The organism is Oryzomicrobium sp. (genome assembly GCF_036820405.1).
Classification (GTDB): Bacteria; Pseudomonadota; Gammaproteobacteria; order Burkholderiales; family Rhodocyclaceae; genus Oryzomicrobium.
The window spans coordinates 297042-312119 of the sequence record NZ_DAISLS010000002.1 but is presented as its reverse complement, the minus strand read 5'-3'; the positions used below and the strand labels follow the sequence as shown (position 1 = coordinate 312119).

The 15078-nt window shown below is 63.1% G+C and carries 19 protein-coding genes and 1 tRNA gene; 19 read left to right on the top strand and 1 reads right to left on the bottom strand.

What is annotated here, in order from left to right; all coding sequences use genetic code 11:
• The first annotated feature begins 3 nt into the window (after positions 1 to 3).
• On the top strand, positions 4 to 1059 hold the full coding sequence (locus tag V7Z98_RS02920) for an L-threonylcarbamoyladenylate synthase (RefSeq protein WP_334156927.1): 1056 nt from the start codon (positions 4 to 6) through the stop codon (positions 1057 to 1059).
• A 73-nt stretch (positions 1060 to 1132) separates the two neighbouring features.
• Positions 1133 to 1208, top strand: a tRNA-Ala gene (locus tag V7Z98_RS02915).
• Positions 1209 to 1511: 303 nt separating this feature from the next.
• Here the strand turns inward: V7Z98_RS02915 and V7Z98_RS02910 are convergent.
• Complete coding sequence (locus V7Z98_RS02910) at positions 1512 to 1736, bottom strand: DUF2188 domain-containing protein (RefSeq protein WP_334156926.1); 225 nt, start codon at positions 1734 to 1736, stop codon at positions 1512 to 1514.
• Here V7Z98_RS02910 and V7Z98_RS02905 point away from each other — a divergent pair.
• From V7Z98_RS02905 to V7Z98_RS02835, 17 genes are all read left to right on the top strand, one after another.
• On the top strand, positions 1735 to 2253 hold the full coding sequence (locus tag V7Z98_RS02905; RefSeq protein ID WP_334156950.1) for a recombinase family protein: 519 nt from the start codon (positions 1735 to 1737) through the stop codon (positions 2251 to 2253). The two genes, V7Z98_RS02910 and V7Z98_RS02905, sit on opposite strands and share 2 nt — an antisense overlap.
• A gap of 120 nt (positions 2254 to 2373) precedes the next feature.
• Positions 2374 to 2526, top strand: a complete 153-nt coding sequence (locus tag V7Z98_RS02900) for a hypothetical protein (protein ID WP_334156925.1) — start codon at positions 2374 to 2376, stop codon at positions 2524 to 2526.
• A 324-nt stretch (positions 2527 to 2850) separates the two neighbouring features.
• Positions 2851 to 3348 carry a transcription/translation regulatory transformer protein RfaH gene (rfaH, locus tag V7Z98_RS02895; protein WP_334156924.1) on the top strand — a complete coding sequence of 166 codons (498 nt, stop codon included), beginning with the start codon at positions 2851 to 2853 and terminating at the stop codon, positions 3346 to 3348.
• Between the two features lie 202 nt (positions 3349 to 3550).
• Positions 3551 to 3808, top strand: a complete 258-nt coding sequence (locus V7Z98_RS02890; protein ID WP_334156923.1) for a hypothetical protein — start codon at positions 3551 to 3553, stop codon at positions 3806 to 3808.
• A gap of 395 nt (positions 3809 to 4203) precedes the next feature.
• Positions 4204 to 4506: a hypothetical protein gene (locus V7Z98_RS17835; RefSeq protein WP_442951802.1), complete on the top strand. Its 303-nt coding sequence runs from the start codon at positions 4204 to 4206 to the stop codon at positions 4504 to 4506.
• Positions 4487 to 4651, top strand: a complete 165-nt coding sequence (locus tag V7Z98_RS17830; protein ID WP_442951801.1) for a hypothetical protein — start codon at positions 4487 to 4489, stop codon at positions 4649 to 4651. The genes V7Z98_RS17835 and V7Z98_RS17830 overlap by 20 nt, the downstream gene beginning before the upstream one ends.
• A gap of 111 nt (positions 4652 to 4762) precedes the next feature.
• Positions 4763 to 5038, top strand: a complete 276-nt coding sequence (locus V7Z98_RS17825) for a hypothetical protein (protein ID WP_442951800.1) — start codon at positions 4763 to 4765, stop codon at positions 5036 to 5038.
• Between the two features lie 159 nt (positions 5039 to 5197).
• On the top strand, positions 5198 to 5581 hold the full coding sequence (locus V7Z98_RS02880) for a sugar 3,4-ketoisomerase (protein WP_334156922.1): 384 nt from the start codon (positions 5198 to 5200) through the stop codon (positions 5579 to 5581).
• Entirely contained in the window at positions 5574 to 6662 is a 1089-nt protein-coding gene (locus V7Z98_RS02875; RefSeq protein WP_334156921.1) for a DegT/DnrJ/EryC1/StrS family aminotransferase, read from the top strand. The genes V7Z98_RS02880 and V7Z98_RS02875 overlap by 8 nt, the downstream gene beginning before the upstream one ends.
• An 18-nt stretch (positions 6663 to 6680) precedes the next feature.
• Entirely contained in the window at positions 6681 to 7703 is a 1023-nt protein-coding gene (locus tag V7Z98_RS02870) for an NAD-dependent 4,6-dehydratase LegB (RefSeq protein ID WP_334156920.1), read from the top strand.
• 16 nt (positions 7704 to 7719) lie between these two features.
• On the top strand, positions 7720 to 8892 hold the full coding sequence (locus tag V7Z98_RS02865) for a LegC family aminotransferase (protein ID WP_334156919.1): 1173 nt from the start codon (positions 7720 to 7722) through the stop codon (positions 8890 to 8892).
• Between the two features lies 1 nt (position 8893).
• Positions 8894 to 9949, top strand: coding sequence for a nucleotidyltransferase family protein (locus V7Z98_RS02860; protein ID WP_334156918.1), 1056 nt, complete (start codon positions 8894 to 8896; stop codon positions 9947 to 9949).
• A gap of 1 nt (position 9950) precedes the next feature.
• Positions 9951 to 11120 carry a UDP-N-acetylglucosamine 2-epimerase gene (neuC, locus tag V7Z98_RS02855; protein ID WP_334156917.1) on the top strand — a complete coding sequence of 390 codons (1170 nt, stop codon included), beginning with the start codon at positions 9951 to 9953 and terminating at the stop codon, positions 11118 to 11120.
• Entirely contained in the window at positions 11114 to 12238 is a 1125-nt protein-coding gene (locus V7Z98_RS02850; RefSeq protein ID WP_334156916.1) for a hypothetical protein, read from the top strand. Before neuC ends, V7Z98_RS02850 begins: the two co-directional genes overlap by 7 nt.
• Positions 12239 to 12254: 16 nt before the next feature.
• Positions 12255 to 13301 (top strand): N-acetylneuraminate synthase family protein, encoded by a 1047-nt coding sequence (locus V7Z98_RS02845; protein ID WP_334156915.1) that lies wholly within the window; start codon positions 12255 to 12257, stop codon positions 13299 to 13301.
• Between the two features lie 15 nt (positions 13302 to 13316).
• On the top strand, positions 13317 to 14372 hold the full coding sequence (locus V7Z98_RS02840) for a GNAT family N-acetyltransferase (RefSeq protein ID WP_334156914.1): 1056 nt from the start codon (positions 13317 to 13319) through the stop codon (positions 14370 to 14372).
• On the top strand, positions 14372 to 15067 hold the full coding sequence (locus V7Z98_RS02835; protein ID WP_334156913.1) for a class I SAM-dependent methyltransferase: 696 nt from the start codon (positions 14372 to 14374) through the stop codon (positions 15065 to 15067). Before V7Z98_RS02840 ends, V7Z98_RS02835 begins: the two co-directional genes overlap by 1 nt.
• Positions 15068 to 15078 lie beyond the last annotated feature (11 nt).

Sequence of the window (15078 nt, the reverse complement as noted above, 5' to 3'; positions counted from 1 at the left end):
GCCATGACCGACGCCGCCCAGTCCCCGTCGTCAGCAACATTGCCCGCCACCGTTTCCGATGCCGATTTGGCGCGGGCGGTGGCGTTGCTCAAGGCTGGCGAGTTGGTGGCCTTTCCCACCGAGACCGTCTACGGCCTCGGCGCGGACGCAGCTAATGCGGCGGCAGTGGCCAAGATATTCGCCGCCAAGGGCCGGCCGGCGGATCACCCGGTCATCGTGCATCTGCCCTGTTCCCAGGCCATGGAAAACTGGGCCCAGGACATTCCGGCGGTGGCCTGGGAGCTGGCCGAATACTTCTGGCCCGGCCCCCTGACTCTCATCCTCAAGCGCCAATCTTGGGTGCCCGATGCGGTCACTGGCGGGCAGGACACCGTGGGCCTGCGCGTCCCCGGGCATCCGGTGGCCTTGGCGCTGCTCCGGGCCTTTGCCGCGGCTGGCGGCAGCGGCGGCGTGGCCGGCCCGTCGGCCAACCGTTTCGGCCGCATCAGCCCCACTGCCGCCCGCCACGTCCAGGAAGAGCTGGGCGACCGGGTGGCGATGATTCTCGACGGTGGCGAGTGCCCCGTGGGCATCGAGTCCACCATCGTCGACCTATCCTCGGGCCAACCGCGCCTGCTGCGCCCCGGCCACATCCGCCCCGACCAGCTGGAAGCGGTGATGGGTGTGCCTTTGGCGCTGCCTGAGCACCTGCGCGATGCCGACGTGCCCCGGGTCTCCGGCGCCCTGGCGGCCCACTACGCCCCCCGCACAAGGCTGACCCTGGTCGGCTCGGCGGCGTTGCAGGCCGAGGTTTTGCGCGCAGGCGGTCAGCCGATGGCGGTCTATGCGTGGTCTTGCGCTGCGCCCGTGGGTTTGCCAGAAGGTGTTGCGTGGGTCTCTGCGCCTGCGACTCCCGATGCCTACGCCCACGACCTCTACGCCGCCCTGCGTCGCCTCGATGGCCTGGGGGTCGCCCAACTGCTGATCGAGACACCGCCGACCGGCTCTGCTTGGTCCGCCATCCACGACCGCCTCGGCCGCGCTGCCTGCGGTGCCGGTGCGGACAAGGACGAAACCTGAAGCGGTTGGTTGGTGGCAAAGGGGCTTCGCTTTGACAACCGGGGCGAAGTCGCTATAATCGGCCGCTCATTTTGGGGCGGTAGCTCAGCTGGGAGAGCGTCGCGTTCGCAATGCGAAGGTCGTGAGTTCGATCCTCATCCGCTCCACCACTTTCAAAGCCCAGCCCTTATCGGTTGGGCTTTTTCACATCTGGGCTTTCCCCTGCTGTGCGGGGATTCCGCCGATGTTGCGTGTGCCACAGGCAGTGTCGCGCTAACCAGAAAGCGCCTGTCGACCAGCCCAGTTTGACTCTTTTCTGGTCTCTGTTCTCAAAAAAACGGCCAGAACTTCGCCAGCCAAGCACACGAAGAAACCCTTTCGTGACAGGCGCTTGCCATCGATGTGCTGTATCGGGTTCGACGTATGAACAGCCTGTCCCAATAGTCGAACCGATAGCCGCATGGCAGCGATCGTCAGCCCTTGGGTGGGTGCGGGTCGTTGCCGTAACTGTTGCACTCGCGGATGCGGCTGTTCTCGCTATGAATCAAGACCTCGCTACGTTGGTTAATGGCGATGTCACGGGCGGACCATTCGGCCTCGGGCTGGGGGCGGTGATGCGAGGTGTCTCGCTGATTGCCTGCGCCACGCACGGCCCAGCCATAGTCACGCTTCACTACATGCCGGTTTTTACCGGCCATTTCAAAATCCTTTCAGCACCATGAAGGTTGGGTCGCTGTTGCCGATGGATATGGCAATGGCGGCTTCTCTGGTGGCAATATGGAGCTGCCGGCGCAGTGCCGATTGATGGCTGACATTGAGGACGGAAAGATCGACATCGTTGTGGTCTACAAAATCGACCGCCTCGCGCGTAGCCTACCGGGCTTCGCGCGACTGGTGGAAGTGTTCGATCGGTACAGAGTCTCGTTCGTGTCCGTGATCCAGCAGTTCAACGCCATCGCCTCGGTGGGGCGTCTGACGCTCAACATCCTGCTCTCCTTTTCCCAATTCGAGCGTGAGGTCACGGGGGCGCATCCGCAACAAGATCGCCGCCAGCAAGGCCAAGGGCATGTGGATGGGTGGAGTGCCACCTTTGTGGTTATGACGATCAAAGATCGCACGCTCATCGTTAACGAAAGAGAAGTGGCGCTGGTGCGCGAGATCTTCACCCCTTGCGCAGAACGCGGATCAGTGTCTCGTCTGGTACGGGGGCTCTAGGTTGAAGGCCACACCACCAACTCCTGGGAGATCCAGGCCGGAAAGCTTCACCACGGTCGGATCATTGATCAGCAGTACCTGTTCAAGCTGCTGCGCAACCGTTTGTACCTGGGTGAGATCATGCATAAGGGCGAGGTCTTCAAAGGCCAACGCCAGCCTATCATCTCGGTGGCGCAATGGGAGGCGGGTGACGCCATCATTGTGCATCGCAAGCGCGGCACGACCCGTGACCGGTACAACGAGATCCCGGCGCTGCTGGCGGGATTCCTCTAAGCCCCTGACGGTTAGCGCATGTTGTCGATCTGCACGCAAAAGAAAAACTGCAAGCGTTACCAGGTGCTGGTATGACCCAGAGAGCCCGGTAACGATGCAAGAACGAGATATCGGTGGCGGGCCCTCGCGGGAATACCAAAGTCAGGGCCGCGCCGTGACCTTTGTCCCCTTGACCATCAAGCGCAGGCAGCGAAACATTGGCGCCGGGAGAAAACGCCACCGAATAGGAAGCACGGATGTGATGAACTATAGAAATGTCACATTGCCGCGCTGCAATACCAAGGGATAAAATACTAACAATAAAGATAACCTCCGGAGGTGGCGATGCACTGGTATCTCGTTCATACCAAGCCTAGGCAGGAAAAGTGCGCCCTGGACAACCTCCATCAGCAGGGTTATCAGTGCTACCTTCCAACCCTCCCCTCAGAAAAGCTCCGTCAGGGGGTGCTTACGGTTGCAGACGAGCCCCTGTTTCCGCGCTACCTGTTCATCCGGCTGGGCATGGACGGTACGGCCAAGAGTTGGGCGCCGATCCGTTCCACTAAGGGCGTCAGTCGCCTGGTCAGTTTCGGGATCGAGCCTGCTCGGGTGGGCGATGGCCTGATCGAACTGTTGCGAACACAGGAAGCGTCGGTCAAGGCTGAACCCGAGCGCTTGTTCAGGCGGGGGGAACGCGTGCTCCTCACAGAAGTACCGTTTGCCGGTATCGAAGGCGTCTACCAAATGTCTGACGGCGAGCGTCGGGTCATGGTGCTGATCGAGATTCTGAGCAAGCCCGTGGCTGTGCGTGTCGCACCGGCGAGTTTGCGCAAGGCGAGCTAGCCCGTATTGCTATTGCTCGTTTGGCAAGAGCCTTCCTCAAAGTCATGACGGTGTGGCACAATACTGTTTGTCCATCGAGCTTGCGGCAGCGCCCTTTGCCGCACTTCACTTTATTGCTCCGGGTCCCTGCTAAAATCCACTGACCGCGCTTGCTGATCGTGAAACGGCATGGCGGTAGCGTGCTTAAATCACCTTGAGTCTAGTGTCCCCGCTGCAGAAACTATCTGGTTTTCAAGAGGAAATCCTGTTCGAAGTTCTGCGTCGTCTACACCAGGCGCCCCAAGTCAGTCAGTTCGCTCTGGAGAGGGGGCTGGATGTGGGGCTCGGCACGATCAATTTCTGCTTCCAGGCGCTGGTTGAGAAGGGTTTTGTCAAGATGCTGAATTTCAGCCAGAGCAAGAACAGGCTGTGCTATGCATATTTGCTGACCCCTGCTGGGGAGGCGGAAAGTCAAAGCTGACGGCGGAGTTTTTAATGCGGAAAGTGGCGGAGTATGAGGCGCTTCAAGCCGAAGTCGAGGCCTTGAAGGCTGAGATGAATCCAGTAAAGGGCTGCCAACAGTGAAAATCGCCGTTGCCGGTGCCGGTTATGTTGGCCTGCCAAACGGGGTATTGCTGGTGCAGCACAGCGAAGCGGTCTGCACCGACATCGTCCCCAAGAGGCGGGGCAATGCTCAATCGCAAGGAATCGCCGATTGAGGATGCTGAGATGGAAGATTTCCTCAAGAACAGGCTGCTCAACTTCCGCGCAACGCTCGATAAATAGGAAGCCTACGCTGGCGCAGACTACGTCATCATCGCCACACCCACCGACTAGGACCCCGAGACCAATTGCTTCAATACGAAGTCGATTGAGGTGGTCATCACATCCACGATTCCGGTCGGCTATACCCTCCGCACTCGTAAAACCCTCGGCACGCAAAACCTGATCTTTTTGCCGGAATTCCTGCGCGAAGGCCGGTCGCTCTACGACAACTTACACCCTGGCCGCAGTGTCGTCGGCGAACGAACAATTCGCCGTGCCGAAACCTTCGCCAATCTGCTCAAGCAGGGGGGCAGTGAAATAGGGCATCACTATCCTCTTCATCGACAGCAACGAGGCCGAGGCGATCAAGCACTTCGCAAACACTTATTTGGCCATGCGCGTTGCCTACTTTAGCGAGCTGGACACCTATGCGGCCCGCCATGGGCTGGATGCCCGCCAGATCATCGACGGCGTGTGTCTCGGCCCGCGCATCGATGTCCATTACAGCAATCCGAGCTTTGGCTACGGCGGCTACTGCTTGTCCAAGGACACTAAGTAACTCCTCGCCAACTATCGCGATGTCCCGCAAAACCTCATTCACGCCATCATCGACGCCAATACCACGCGTAAAGACTTCATTGCCGAAGAGATCCTCAAGCGAAAACCCAAAGTGGTCGGCGTCTATCGTCTGATCCTGAAGATCGACTCGGACGACTTTCGCGCCTCGAGTATCCAGGGCATCATGAAGTGCATCAAGGCCAAAAGTATCGAGGCGATCGTCTGCGAGCCTGCTTTGAAGGATGGCGAGTTCTACAATGCTAAAGTCGTCGCCGATCTCGAAGCCTTCAAGAAACAGGTTGGCGTCATCATCGCCAACAGAAATGACGTTGCGCTGGCTGATGTCCTCTACAAAGTCTACTCGCGAGACTTGTTTGGTAATGATTAGTGATCGGAAGACACTTCAATTGCGGCTGCTGCTTGGCATTAAATGTATTCGTTGAGAAAAAGATTTAGTCCAAGTGGAACTTGAACGTGCTGTATTTTTGTAGCCGTATCTTGTCCGAAATGCGCGCCAATTTATACAAACGTATCCGATCACAACTATATGTCCCATTTTGCAATCCTTAACTTGCCAACATACGACGACACGAGAGGGGCTTTGACTGTACTGGAAAAGGCCCTGCCCTTCGAGGTAGTGCGGAGCTACTGGATCTACGGCGCGGATGGGCAGACCCGCGGCGGACACCGGCATACCTACACTCGGCAGGCATTGGTCGCGGTCAGCGGCAAGGTCACCATGTACATGAACGACGGGGTGACCGAAGAAACCCTGGTCCTCGACCACCCGAGCAAATGTCTGCTGGTGGAACCCAAGGACTGGCACACCATGAGTTTCGCCGACAATGCGGTGCTGCTGGTGATGTCCTCCCATCCGTACAATCGCGGCGAATACATCGACACTCCCTACGAGCGACCGGCGAATGATTGAATACGAAAGCCTGGCCAAGTCCAACGCCGCCTACCTCGATGAACTCGAGGCCGCCGCTGGGCGGGTGATCCGCGGCGGCTGGTATGTCCTTGGCGAGGAGGTCAAGTCCTTCGAGGATGAGTTCGCCGCCTATGTCGGCGCGCGCCACTGCGTCGGCGTGGCCAACGGGCTGGATGCCCTGATCCTCTCGATCGAGGCTCTTGCCCTGCCGCCCGGCAGCGATATTCTGGTGGCATCGAACACCTATATCGCCACGATCCTCGCCATCCTTCGCGCCGGGCATCGCCCGGTGCTGGTCGAGCCGGCACTGGAAACCTTCAACATGGACCCGCGCAGGCTGGCGGCGGCCCTCACTGGGCGGACCCGGGCAATCTGCGTCACCCACCTCTTCGGCAAGTGTTGCCGGATGGACGAGATCGGCGCGTTTGCCGAAGCCCACGGCCTCAGGCTGATCGAGGATTGCGCCCAGGCCCACGGTGCCCGCCTCGGCGAGCGCATGGCGGGCACCTTTGGCGACGCCGGCTGCTTCAGCTTCTATCCGACCAAGAACCTGGGGGCGATCGGCGATGCCGGCGCGGTGGTCACCGATGACGACACACTGGCCGACCACCTGCGCCATCTGCGCAACTACGGTTCGAAGCAGAAATACGTGAACCGTTATGTCGGTGTCAATTCGCGGCTGGACGAGATCCAGGCCGCGATGCTGCGCGTCAAGCTACGGCACCTGACCGAGATGACCGCCCACAAGCGGAGGCTGGCCGAGGTGTATTTCGCCGGCCTGCCCGACTGGCTGAGCTTGCCGCGACGGCGCGACGACGAGTTCGACGTGTTCCACATCTTCGCTGTGCGTTACCCCGATCGCGATGCCCTGCGCGCTTGGCTGCTAGAGCAGGGCGTCAGGACCGAAATCCACTATCCGATCCCGCCCCACCGGCAAGCGGCAATGGTCGGCATCCTCGGCGGCGACTGGCCTGTGGCGGACGAGTTGCACGCAACCGAGCTGAGCCTGCCGATTTCCTGCGGTCACCGCGCTGAGGATCTGGGCCGGGTCTGCGAGATTCTTCAAAAATATGTTGTCTGACTGGCGGTGGACTGCCCTATGAATTCAACCAGCACCCTATCCCGAACCAAGGTCCTGGTCACCGGCGCCGACGGCTTCATCGGCTCCCATCTGACCGAAGCGCTGGTCCGCCTGGGTTACCAGGTTCGTGCATTCGTCCTGTACAACTCGTTTAACTCGTGGGGCTGGCTGGATCAGGCCGCGCCTGAGATCAAGGCCAATCTGGAGGTCTTCGCCGGCGATGTGCGCGATCCCAACGGGGTCCGCGAGGCGATGCGCGGTTGCGACAAGGTGCTGCACCTGGCGGCGCTGATCGCGATTCCCTACTCCTACCATTCCCCCGACACCTACGTCGATACCAACGTCAAGGGCACCCTGAACGTGCTACAGGCGGCCCGCGACCTGGGGGTCGCCCGAGTCGTCCATACCTCCACCAGCGAGGTCTACGGCACCGCACGTTTCGTGCCCATCACCGAGGAGCATCCGCTGCAGGGCCAGTCGCCCTATTCGGCCAGCAAGATCGGCGCCGACCAGATCGCCTATTCCTTCTACGCCTCCTTCGCCACTCCGGTGGTGATCGCCCGCCCGTTCAACACCTACGGCCCGCGCCAGTCCGCGCGTGCGGTGATCCCTACGATCATTACCCAGATTGCATCGGGGATGCGCGAGATTCGGTTGGGTGCGGTGTCCCCGACCCGCGACTTCAACTTCGTCGAGGATACAGTGGCCGCCTTCATAGCTGCGCTGGAAGGCGAGGGCGGTCTCGGCGAGGTGGTCAATTTCGGCAGCAACTTCGAGATCTCCATCGGCGACACGGTCGCCCTGATCAGCGAGGTGATGGGCGCCGAGATCGTTATCGCCACCGACGAGCAGCGTCTGCGCCCCGCGAACTCGGAAGTCGAACGGTTGTGGGCGGACAACCGCAAGGCCCACGCGTTGTTCGGCTGGAGCCCGGCCCACGGTGGCCGCGACGGCCTGCGCCGCGGTCTTGAGAAGACCGTCGCCTGGTTCTCCGACCAGGCCAATCTAGGCCGCTACAAAGCGGACATCTACAACATCTGACGCGGGGCCCGGCACCTTGACTCCCAGCACCTCGCAACTCATCGACTTCATCCGTTCCAGATATCGGAACGAGGGGGGCATCCCCCTCCATGCGCCGACCTTCGGTGCCAGCGAGCGCAAGTATCTACTCGACTGCCTGGACTCCACCTTCGTCTCCAGCGTCGGCGCCTATGTGGACCGCTTCGAGGACGAGTTCGCCCACTACACCGGTGCAGTCAAGGCGGTCTCGGTGGTCAACGGCACCGCCGGCCTGCATATGGCCCTGCGTCTGGTCGGGGTCGAGCCGGGCGACCTGGTGCTGACCCAGTCCCTCAGTTTCGTCGCGACCTGCAACGCGATCGCTTATTGCGGCGCCCAGCCCCTGTTCGCCGACGTAGACCGGGAGACCCTCGGCCTGTCGCCGCGGGCGATGGACGTGCTGCTCGAGGAGGTCGCCTGCCGCGACGAGCAGGGCGCGGTGCACCGGGCCAGCGGCCGCCGAATCCGCGCCTGCGTGCCGATGCACACCTTCGGCCATCCGGTCGACCTCGACGGCCTGGTAGCGGTCTGCGACAAATGGGGTATCTCCCTGGTGGAGGACGCCGCCGAGGCCCTCGGCAGCCAGTACCACGGGCGTCATGTGGGCCTCGCCGGCCGGGTCGGGGTGTTCAGCTTCAACGGCAATAAGATCGTCACCACCGGTGGCGGCGGCGCGCTGATATTCAGCGACGCGCAACTCGCCGCCCGCGCCCGCCACCTGACCACCACCGCCAAGCGCCCCCATCCGTGGGAGTTCATCCATGACGAACTGGGCTACAACTACCGCATGCCCAACATCAACGCCGCGCTCGGCTGCGGCCAGCTCGAGCGCCTGCCGGGCTTCGTCGAGGCCAAGCGGGTGCTGGCCGCCGAGTATGCGGAATTCCTTCGCGGCAGCGAGCTGACGTTCTGCCTCGAACCGGCCGGCACCCGCTCGAACTACTGGTTGTGCGCTGTGGTCTGTACCGACCGGGCGACGCGGGACGCGCTGCTCATCGAGACCAACGCTAAAGGTATCAGCCTGCGGCCGGTGTGGACGCCGATGCACCAGACCGCGATGTATCTCGACGCGCCGCGCGGCCCCCTGCCGATGACCGAATTCCTTGCCGACCACGTGGTAAACCTGCCGAGCTCTCCACCGCTCAGGACCGCCGGCCAAGGAGGGGCTTAATATGCAGAAGACATGGCGCGACGCACTTGTCGCCTCCGAGGCGACCGTCAGCCAGGCGCTCAAGGTCATCGACGATGCGGGAATCCGCCTGGTCATGGTCGCCGACGCGGCCGATCGCCTGCTTGGTGTGGTGACCGACGGGGATATCCGCCGCGCCTTGCTCCGCCGGGTCGACCTGGAGGCCAGGATCAGCGAGGTGATGAATCCCCATCCGCATACCGCTCAGGTCGGTGAGCCGCGCGAGTCCATCCGCGCCAAGATGGAGCACCATTCCCTGCTCCATGTGCCCATCGTCGACCCGGACGGGAGAATCGTCGGGCTGGAGACCTACCATCAACTGACCACCGCTCCGGTCCGTGACAACTGGGTATTCCTGATGGCCGGTGGCTTCGGTACCCGGCTCCGGCCGCTGACCGACGACTGCCCCAAGCCGATGCTGCCGGTGGGCGGCAAGCCGATCCTCCAGTCGATCCTGGAGAGTTTCGTCGCCGCCGGCTTCCGCCATTTCTACATCTCGGTCCATTACCTGCCCGAATTGATTAAGAACCATTTCGGCGACGGTTCGCGCTGGGGTGTGACCATCCGCTACGTCGAGGAGACCACCCCGCTGGGTACCGGTGGCGCCCTTGGCCTGCTCCCTGAGATCGATGCCGAGCCGATCATCGTGATGAACGGCGACGTGCTGACCCACCTGGACTTCAACGCGCTGATGGACTTCCATCTCGCCCAGCAGTCGGCGATGACCGTCTGCGTCCGCGAGTATGAAATGCAGGTGCCCTTCGGCGTGGTCGACGGGGAGGGCGCCAAGGTGCGCAAGATTGTCGAGAAGCCGGTTCATCGCTTTTTCGTCAATGCTGGAATCTACGTGGTGTCGCCGGAAGTGGTGCGGCATACCCATCCGCCCCGCCGCCTCGACATGCCTGACCTAATCGAGGACATGATCGGCCGTGCTCACCGGGTCTCGATGTTCCCGATCCATGAATACTGGCTGGACGTCGGCCGTCCCGACGACTACGCCAGCGCCCAGCGCGGCGGTAAGGCCACGGGAGAACACTGACATGCAGACGCCGCCGCGTAAGGTCTGTGTCGTCACCGGCAGCCGGGCCGATTACGGTCTGCTGTATTTCCTGATGCGTGCACTGCAGCGCAATCCGAACTACGAGCTCCAGGTGGCGGTCACCGGGATGCACCTCTCGCCGGAATTCGGCATGACCGCCAATGTCATCGAAAGCGACGGCTTCCCGATCTCGCTGCGGGTGGAAACCCTGCTCTCCAGCGACACCGCGGTCGGAGTGGCCAAGGCGACCGGCCTCGGCGTCCTCGGCTTCGCCGACGCCCTGAATCAGTTGAAGCCGGACCTGCTGGTGGTGCTCGGCGATCGCTTCGAGATTTTCGCCGCCGCCCAGGCAGCCTTGTTTCTGCGCATCCCGATTGCCCATATCGGCGGCGGCGACGTCACCGCCGGCGCTTTCGACGAAGCCATGCGGCACAGCATCAGCAAGCTGGCGCAGCTGCATTTCGTCACCAATGCCGTCGCCGCGGAGCGTCTGGCGCGGATGGGCGAAAACCCGGAACGCATCTTTGACGTCGGCAGCCCGGGTCTTGATCACCTGCTGCACAGCGAGTTCCCCGATCGGGCGACCCTGGAAGCGGAACTGGATTTCCGCTTCCGCGCGCGCAATTTCCTCGTCACCTTCCATCCGGTGACCCTCGATTCGGTGCCCTCCCAGGTCCAGCTCGAAGCGCTGCTTGCCGCCCTTGATCGCTACGGCGATGACGCCGGGGTATTGATCACCCTGCCCAACGCTGACACCGAGGGGCGAGGGCTGATCGAGCGCCTGCGCCAGTACGGCGAGAGCCGGCCAACGGTCAAGGTATTCACCTCTCTCGGCCAGCGCCGCTACCTGGGCGCCCTGGGCCAGGTGGACGTGGTCATTGGCAACTCCTCCAGCGGCCTCTACGAGGCCCCCTCCCTGCGCACGCCGACGGTGAATATCGGTCGCCGCCAGGAGGGCCGTCTGCGCGCGGCATCGGTCTTCGACTGCGCGCCGGAGGCCGACCAGATCCACCGGGCGATCACTCGGGCACTGGCCTTCGGCCGTCAGGTGGTGGCCAATCCCTATCAGCGCGGCGACTGCGCCAGACTGATGATGGAGTGCCTCGATCAGGTGCAGGACTTTCCTGCGCTGATCCTCAAGTACTTCCACGACGGGACCACCCGGTGCTGACCCTGCTGCGCCTGGCCACCGACTATGCCGAGCGCACCGCCGCCGCGGAAGGCGTCCTGCTGCCGGCCGCGGCGAGTTCGCGCTGCCGTCTGGCCACCGGGCGCAGCGCGCTGTTCCACCTGATCGACCGGCTGCCCACTACCTATGCGCGGACCGTGCTGCTGCCCTGCTATGTCGCCGAAGGGGTCATCCAGCCCTTCCGCGCCGCCGGTTTCGCGCTGCGTTTCTATCGTCTAGGCGGCGCCCTGCAGCCGGACGAAGACCACGTCGGCGAGCTGCTCGGCGAGCTTCCGGGGCCGCCGGTGTTCATGCTACTGCATTATTTTGGCTATCCCTCCGCCGCCCCCTCCCTGCTCGCCCGGCTGCGCCAGGCCGGGGCCCTGGTGGTCAGCGACTGCGCCCACGCGCCGCTGACGCGGACCGAGGACGGCACGCCCCTGGGCGAGCTCGGTGACGTGGCGCTGTACTCCCTGAACAAGTTCATTCCGGTGTGCGACGGTGCCATCCTGGCCAGCCTGAACCCGCGAGTGGACCTGACCCTCGACGAGGCCGCCCTGCCGGCCTTGCCCGCCGCTACGGTCGAGGCCTACGGGGAGCATCTAGCGGCCTGCCGCCGGCTGTTCGACGCGCCGTCCGTGGCCTGCGCCGCGGAGCAGCTGGCGCCGATCGGCGCCAGCTACGAAACCTACTATGAGTTCATCAACCGCGACCTGAGCCCGCGTCGGCAGAGTGCTGACTCGCGCCGCCTCGAAGCCCGCTTCCCCTTCGCCGAGGCGGCCCGGCAGCGTCGGCGGCATGGCGCCCGTGTACACCAGGCGCTGGCCGGACACCCTGTCATCCGCCCCCTTTGGAACGAGTTGCCGAGCCAGGTGGTTCCCTTCGGGATCGCAGTGAGCGTGGCCGATCAGCGGCGCGACGAGGTGCAGCACCGCCTGCTCGATGACAACGTGCTGGCATCCATCCTGGTCGACAAATGGAATTTCGTGCCCCGCGAGGACGCGGCGGGCTTCCCCGCCGAGCAGGCCTTCCTTCGCGATCACCTGCTGCTGCCGGTCAGCGAGTTCCTGTCGGACGACGACACGGGCCGCCTGATCGACGCCCTTCACCGCATTCACTAACTGGAATTACCCCATCATGAAGTTCGCCGATCTGCTTGCCCGCGCCAACGACAGCCTGTTCATCATCGCGGAGGCCGGGGTCAATCACAACGGCGATGTGGACACCGCCCTCCGCTTGGTGGATGCCGCCATTGACAGCGGCTGTGACGCCATCAAGTTCCAGACCTGGATCACCGAGAAGGTTTACTGCACCACCCGCTCGGTCAAGCCCGAGTACCAGGCGCGGGCGACCGACGCCAGCGAGTCGGAGTTCGATACCATCAAGCGGCTCGAGCTCTCCTTCGCCGATTTCCGCCGGATCAAGGAATACTGCGACGCACGGGGTATCCTGTTCTTCTCCACCCCGGACGAATCGGACAGCGCCGAGTTCCTCCTCGACCTGGGTGTGGATCTGATGAAGACCGCCTCCCAGGACGTGACCAACCTGCCTTTCCTGCGCCAGTTGTCGGCGATGGGCCTGCCGATCATCTTCTCGACCGGGGCCTGCACCCTGGCCGAGCTGGCGGAAGCGGTGGAGGCGGTCTCTTCTGCCACCCGGGAGGTCATCATCCTGCATTGCGTGTCGTCCTACCCCGCGCCCTTCGAGCAGATGAACCTGAGCACCATCCCCAACCTGGCCGCCACCTTCGGTTTCCCGGTCGGCTTTTCTGACCACACCGAGGGTGTCGAGGCGGCCTGCGCCGCGGTCGCGTTGGGGGCGCGGATATTCGAGAAACATTTGACCCTCGACCGCGGGATGCCTGGGCCGGATCACCAGGCGTCCCTTGAGCCGGCCGAGATGAAGACCTACTGCGAGGCTCTGCGCAACGTCCAGCGCGCCCTCGGCGACGGGGTCAAGCGCATCATGCCGTGCGAGATGGACGCGCGCAAAGCCTTCCGCCGCTTTCTCGTTTCGGCCCGTGACCTGTCCGCCGGCAGTGAGCTGAGCGCGGCCGACGTAGTGTTCAAGAAAGTCGTCGACGGGATCTCCCCCAAGCATCTCGACATGCTGATCGGAAAACGTCTAGTCAGGGATGTGGCCGCTGACACTCCCCTCGCCTGGACCATGCTGGAATCCATCTGAGAGCCGACCTGAGCCATGAATTTTGAAGTGCTGGAGCCCGGCGACCGACGCTGGGGCGAACTGTTCGCCGCGCTGCCCCGCGCGGCGCGTGACGTTTTCTATTCGCCCGGCTTCGCCAGCCTTTGCCAGGAAACCCTCGATGTCGCCCATCGGGTGCGCTGCGCGGCCTATGCCGATGACGACGGCGGGGTGCTGCTATATCCCTTTGTCCTGCGCCGGATGGAGACTCTGGTGGACCTTCCGGCCGCCGCCGGGCTGGCCGACACGATCAGCCTGTACGGCCGCGGCGGGGTAGTCGGCGAGGCCGGCGCCGAGGGCCTCGCCGCCTTCCACCGTGGGCTGGCCGCCTACATGGCCGAGCAGCGGGTGTTCTGCAGCTTCGACCGCCTGCACCCGGTGATCGGCAACCAGCGGCTGAACCCGCCCGCTGGCTCGCTGCGCGACGTAGGCGGCTTCGTTGTGGTGGATCTGCGGCCGTCCCAGGAGGGGATCGAGGCGAGCTTCAAGTCCTCGGTGCGCAAGGACATCCGCAAGGCCGCGCGCAACGAGGTCAAATGCTTCATCGAGGGGAATTGCGATCACCTAGGCGACTTCCTCGACATCTACTATCAGACGATGGAGCGCAATGCGGCGAGCGAGTTCTATTACTTCCCGAAGGAATTTTTCGCCCGCCTGCCTGAACTGCTGCCCGGGATGTTCAGTTTCATCTACGCCGTCGCCGGCGATAAAATCGTTTCCTGCGAGCTGGTCCTGCATTGCGCCGATTATTCCCATTCTTTCCTCGGCGGAACGCTCCGCGAGGCGCTGCCTCTGGCGGCCAATCCGATGCTCAAGTTCGAGATCTGCAAGGAGATGAAGGCATGCGGATGTCAATACTTTCTGCTCGGCGGCGGCCAGGCACCCGATGACGGCATCTTCAATTTTAAGAAAGCCTATGCGCCCGAGGGCGTCTACCCGTCGCTGGTGGGGGGAACCGTCTGGAATACGCAGGTCTATGACGATCTCCGCGGCGGGATGCTGAATGTCGGGCTGCCCGTGGCCACCAATCGATTCCAGTTCTACGACCTCTGATGGATACCTTGCAGATCGACACTTCCACCAAAAGCTACTGGGAAAACCTCTTTGCCACGCGGGGAGGGTGGGGCGCCTATCCGCCGGAGGAACTGGTGCGCTTCATGGCGCGCAACTTCGCCGGCCAGGCGCACAACGGACTGCGTGTCCTCGAGATCGGTTGCGGCCCGGGGCCGAACCTGTGGTACCTCGCCCGGGAAGGCTATCGCGTCGCCGGCATCGACTGCTCGGCGACCGCCCTGCGCATGGCCCGCCAGCGCCTGGAAGCCGAATCCTTGCCGACCGACAGCGAGCACCTCGATCTGCGGGTGGGCAACTTCGCTGCCCTGCCCTGGCCCGACGGGGCCTTCGACGCGGTGATCGAGGTCGCGGCCCTGTATGCCAACCCCCTGGCCGGGATTCGCCGCACCATCGCCGAGATCCATCGCTGCCTGAAGCCCGGAGGACTGTTCTTCGGCAAGCTGTTCGGCGAGCAGACCACGGGCAGCGACAGCGGCGTGGAAATCGAACCCGGCACGCGGGAAAACCCGGATTGCGGGCCCTGCGCCGGCAACGCGGTCGCCCATTTCTTCAACTCGGCGGAACTGCATGAACTGTTCGGTGGATTCGCTAGCCTCGGCATTGATTCCGTCCTGCGCACCGACCACGGTAGCGAGACGCGGATCTTTCACTGGCTGGTCACCGCCCGGAAGTAGCCCGATCAAAT

What these genes read in the sequence shown, in the direction of transcription:
- V7Z98_RS02920 (WP_334156927.1), top strand. Translation starts at nt 4, where the DNA reads ATGACCGACGCCGCCCAGTCCCCGTCGTCAGCAACATTGCCCGCCACC.
- V7Z98_RS02910 (WP_334156926.1), bottom strand. Translation starts at nt 1,736, where the DNA reads ATGGCCGGTAAAAACCGGCATGTAGTGAAGCGTGACTATGGCTGGGCC.
- V7Z98_RS02900 (WP_334156925.1), top strand. Translation starts at nt 2,374, where the DNA reads ATGCATAAGGGCGAGGTCTTCAAAGGCCAACGCCAGCCTATCATCTCG.
- rfaH (WP_334156924.1), top strand. Translation starts at nt 2,851, where the DNA reads ATGCACTGGTATCTCGTTCATACCAAGCCTAGGCAGGAAAAGTGCGCC.
- V7Z98_RS17830 (WP_442951801.1), top strand. Translation starts at nt 4,487, where the DNA reads ATGCGCGTTGCCTACTTTAGCGAGCTGGACACCTATGCGGCCCGCCAT.
- V7Z98_RS02880 (WP_334156922.1), top strand. Translation starts at nt 5,198, where the DNA reads ATGTCCCATTTTGCAATCCTTAACTTGCCAACATACGACGACACGAGA.
- V7Z98_RS02875 (WP_334156921.1), top strand. Translation starts at nt 5,574, where the DNA reads ATGATTGAATACGAAAGCCTGGCCAAGTCCAACGCCGCCTACCTCGAT.
- V7Z98_RS02870 (WP_334156920.1), top strand. Translation starts at nt 6,681, where the DNA reads ATGAATTCAACCAGCACCCTATCCCGAACCAAGGTCCTGGTCACCGGC.
- V7Z98_RS02860 (WP_334156918.1), top strand. Translation starts at nt 8,894, where the DNA reads ATGCAGAAGACATGGCGCGACGCACTTGTCGCCTCCGAGGCGACCGTC.
- neuC (WP_334156917.1), top strand. Translation starts at nt 9,951, where the DNA reads ATGCAGACGCCGCCGCGTAAGGTCTGTGTCGTCACCGGCAGCCGGGCC.
- V7Z98_RS02845 (WP_334156915.1), top strand. Translation starts at nt 12,255, where the DNA reads ATGAAGTTCGCCGATCTGCTTGCCCGCGCCAACGACAGCCTGTTCATC.
- V7Z98_RS02840 (WP_334156914.1), top strand. Translation starts at nt 13,317, where the DNA reads ATGAATTTTGAAGTGCTGGAGCCCGGCGACCGACGCTGGGGCGAACTG.
- V7Z98_RS02835 (WP_334156913.1), top strand. Translation starts at nt 14,372, where the DNA reads ATGGATACCTTGCAGATCGACACTTCCACCAAAAGCTACTGGGAAAAC.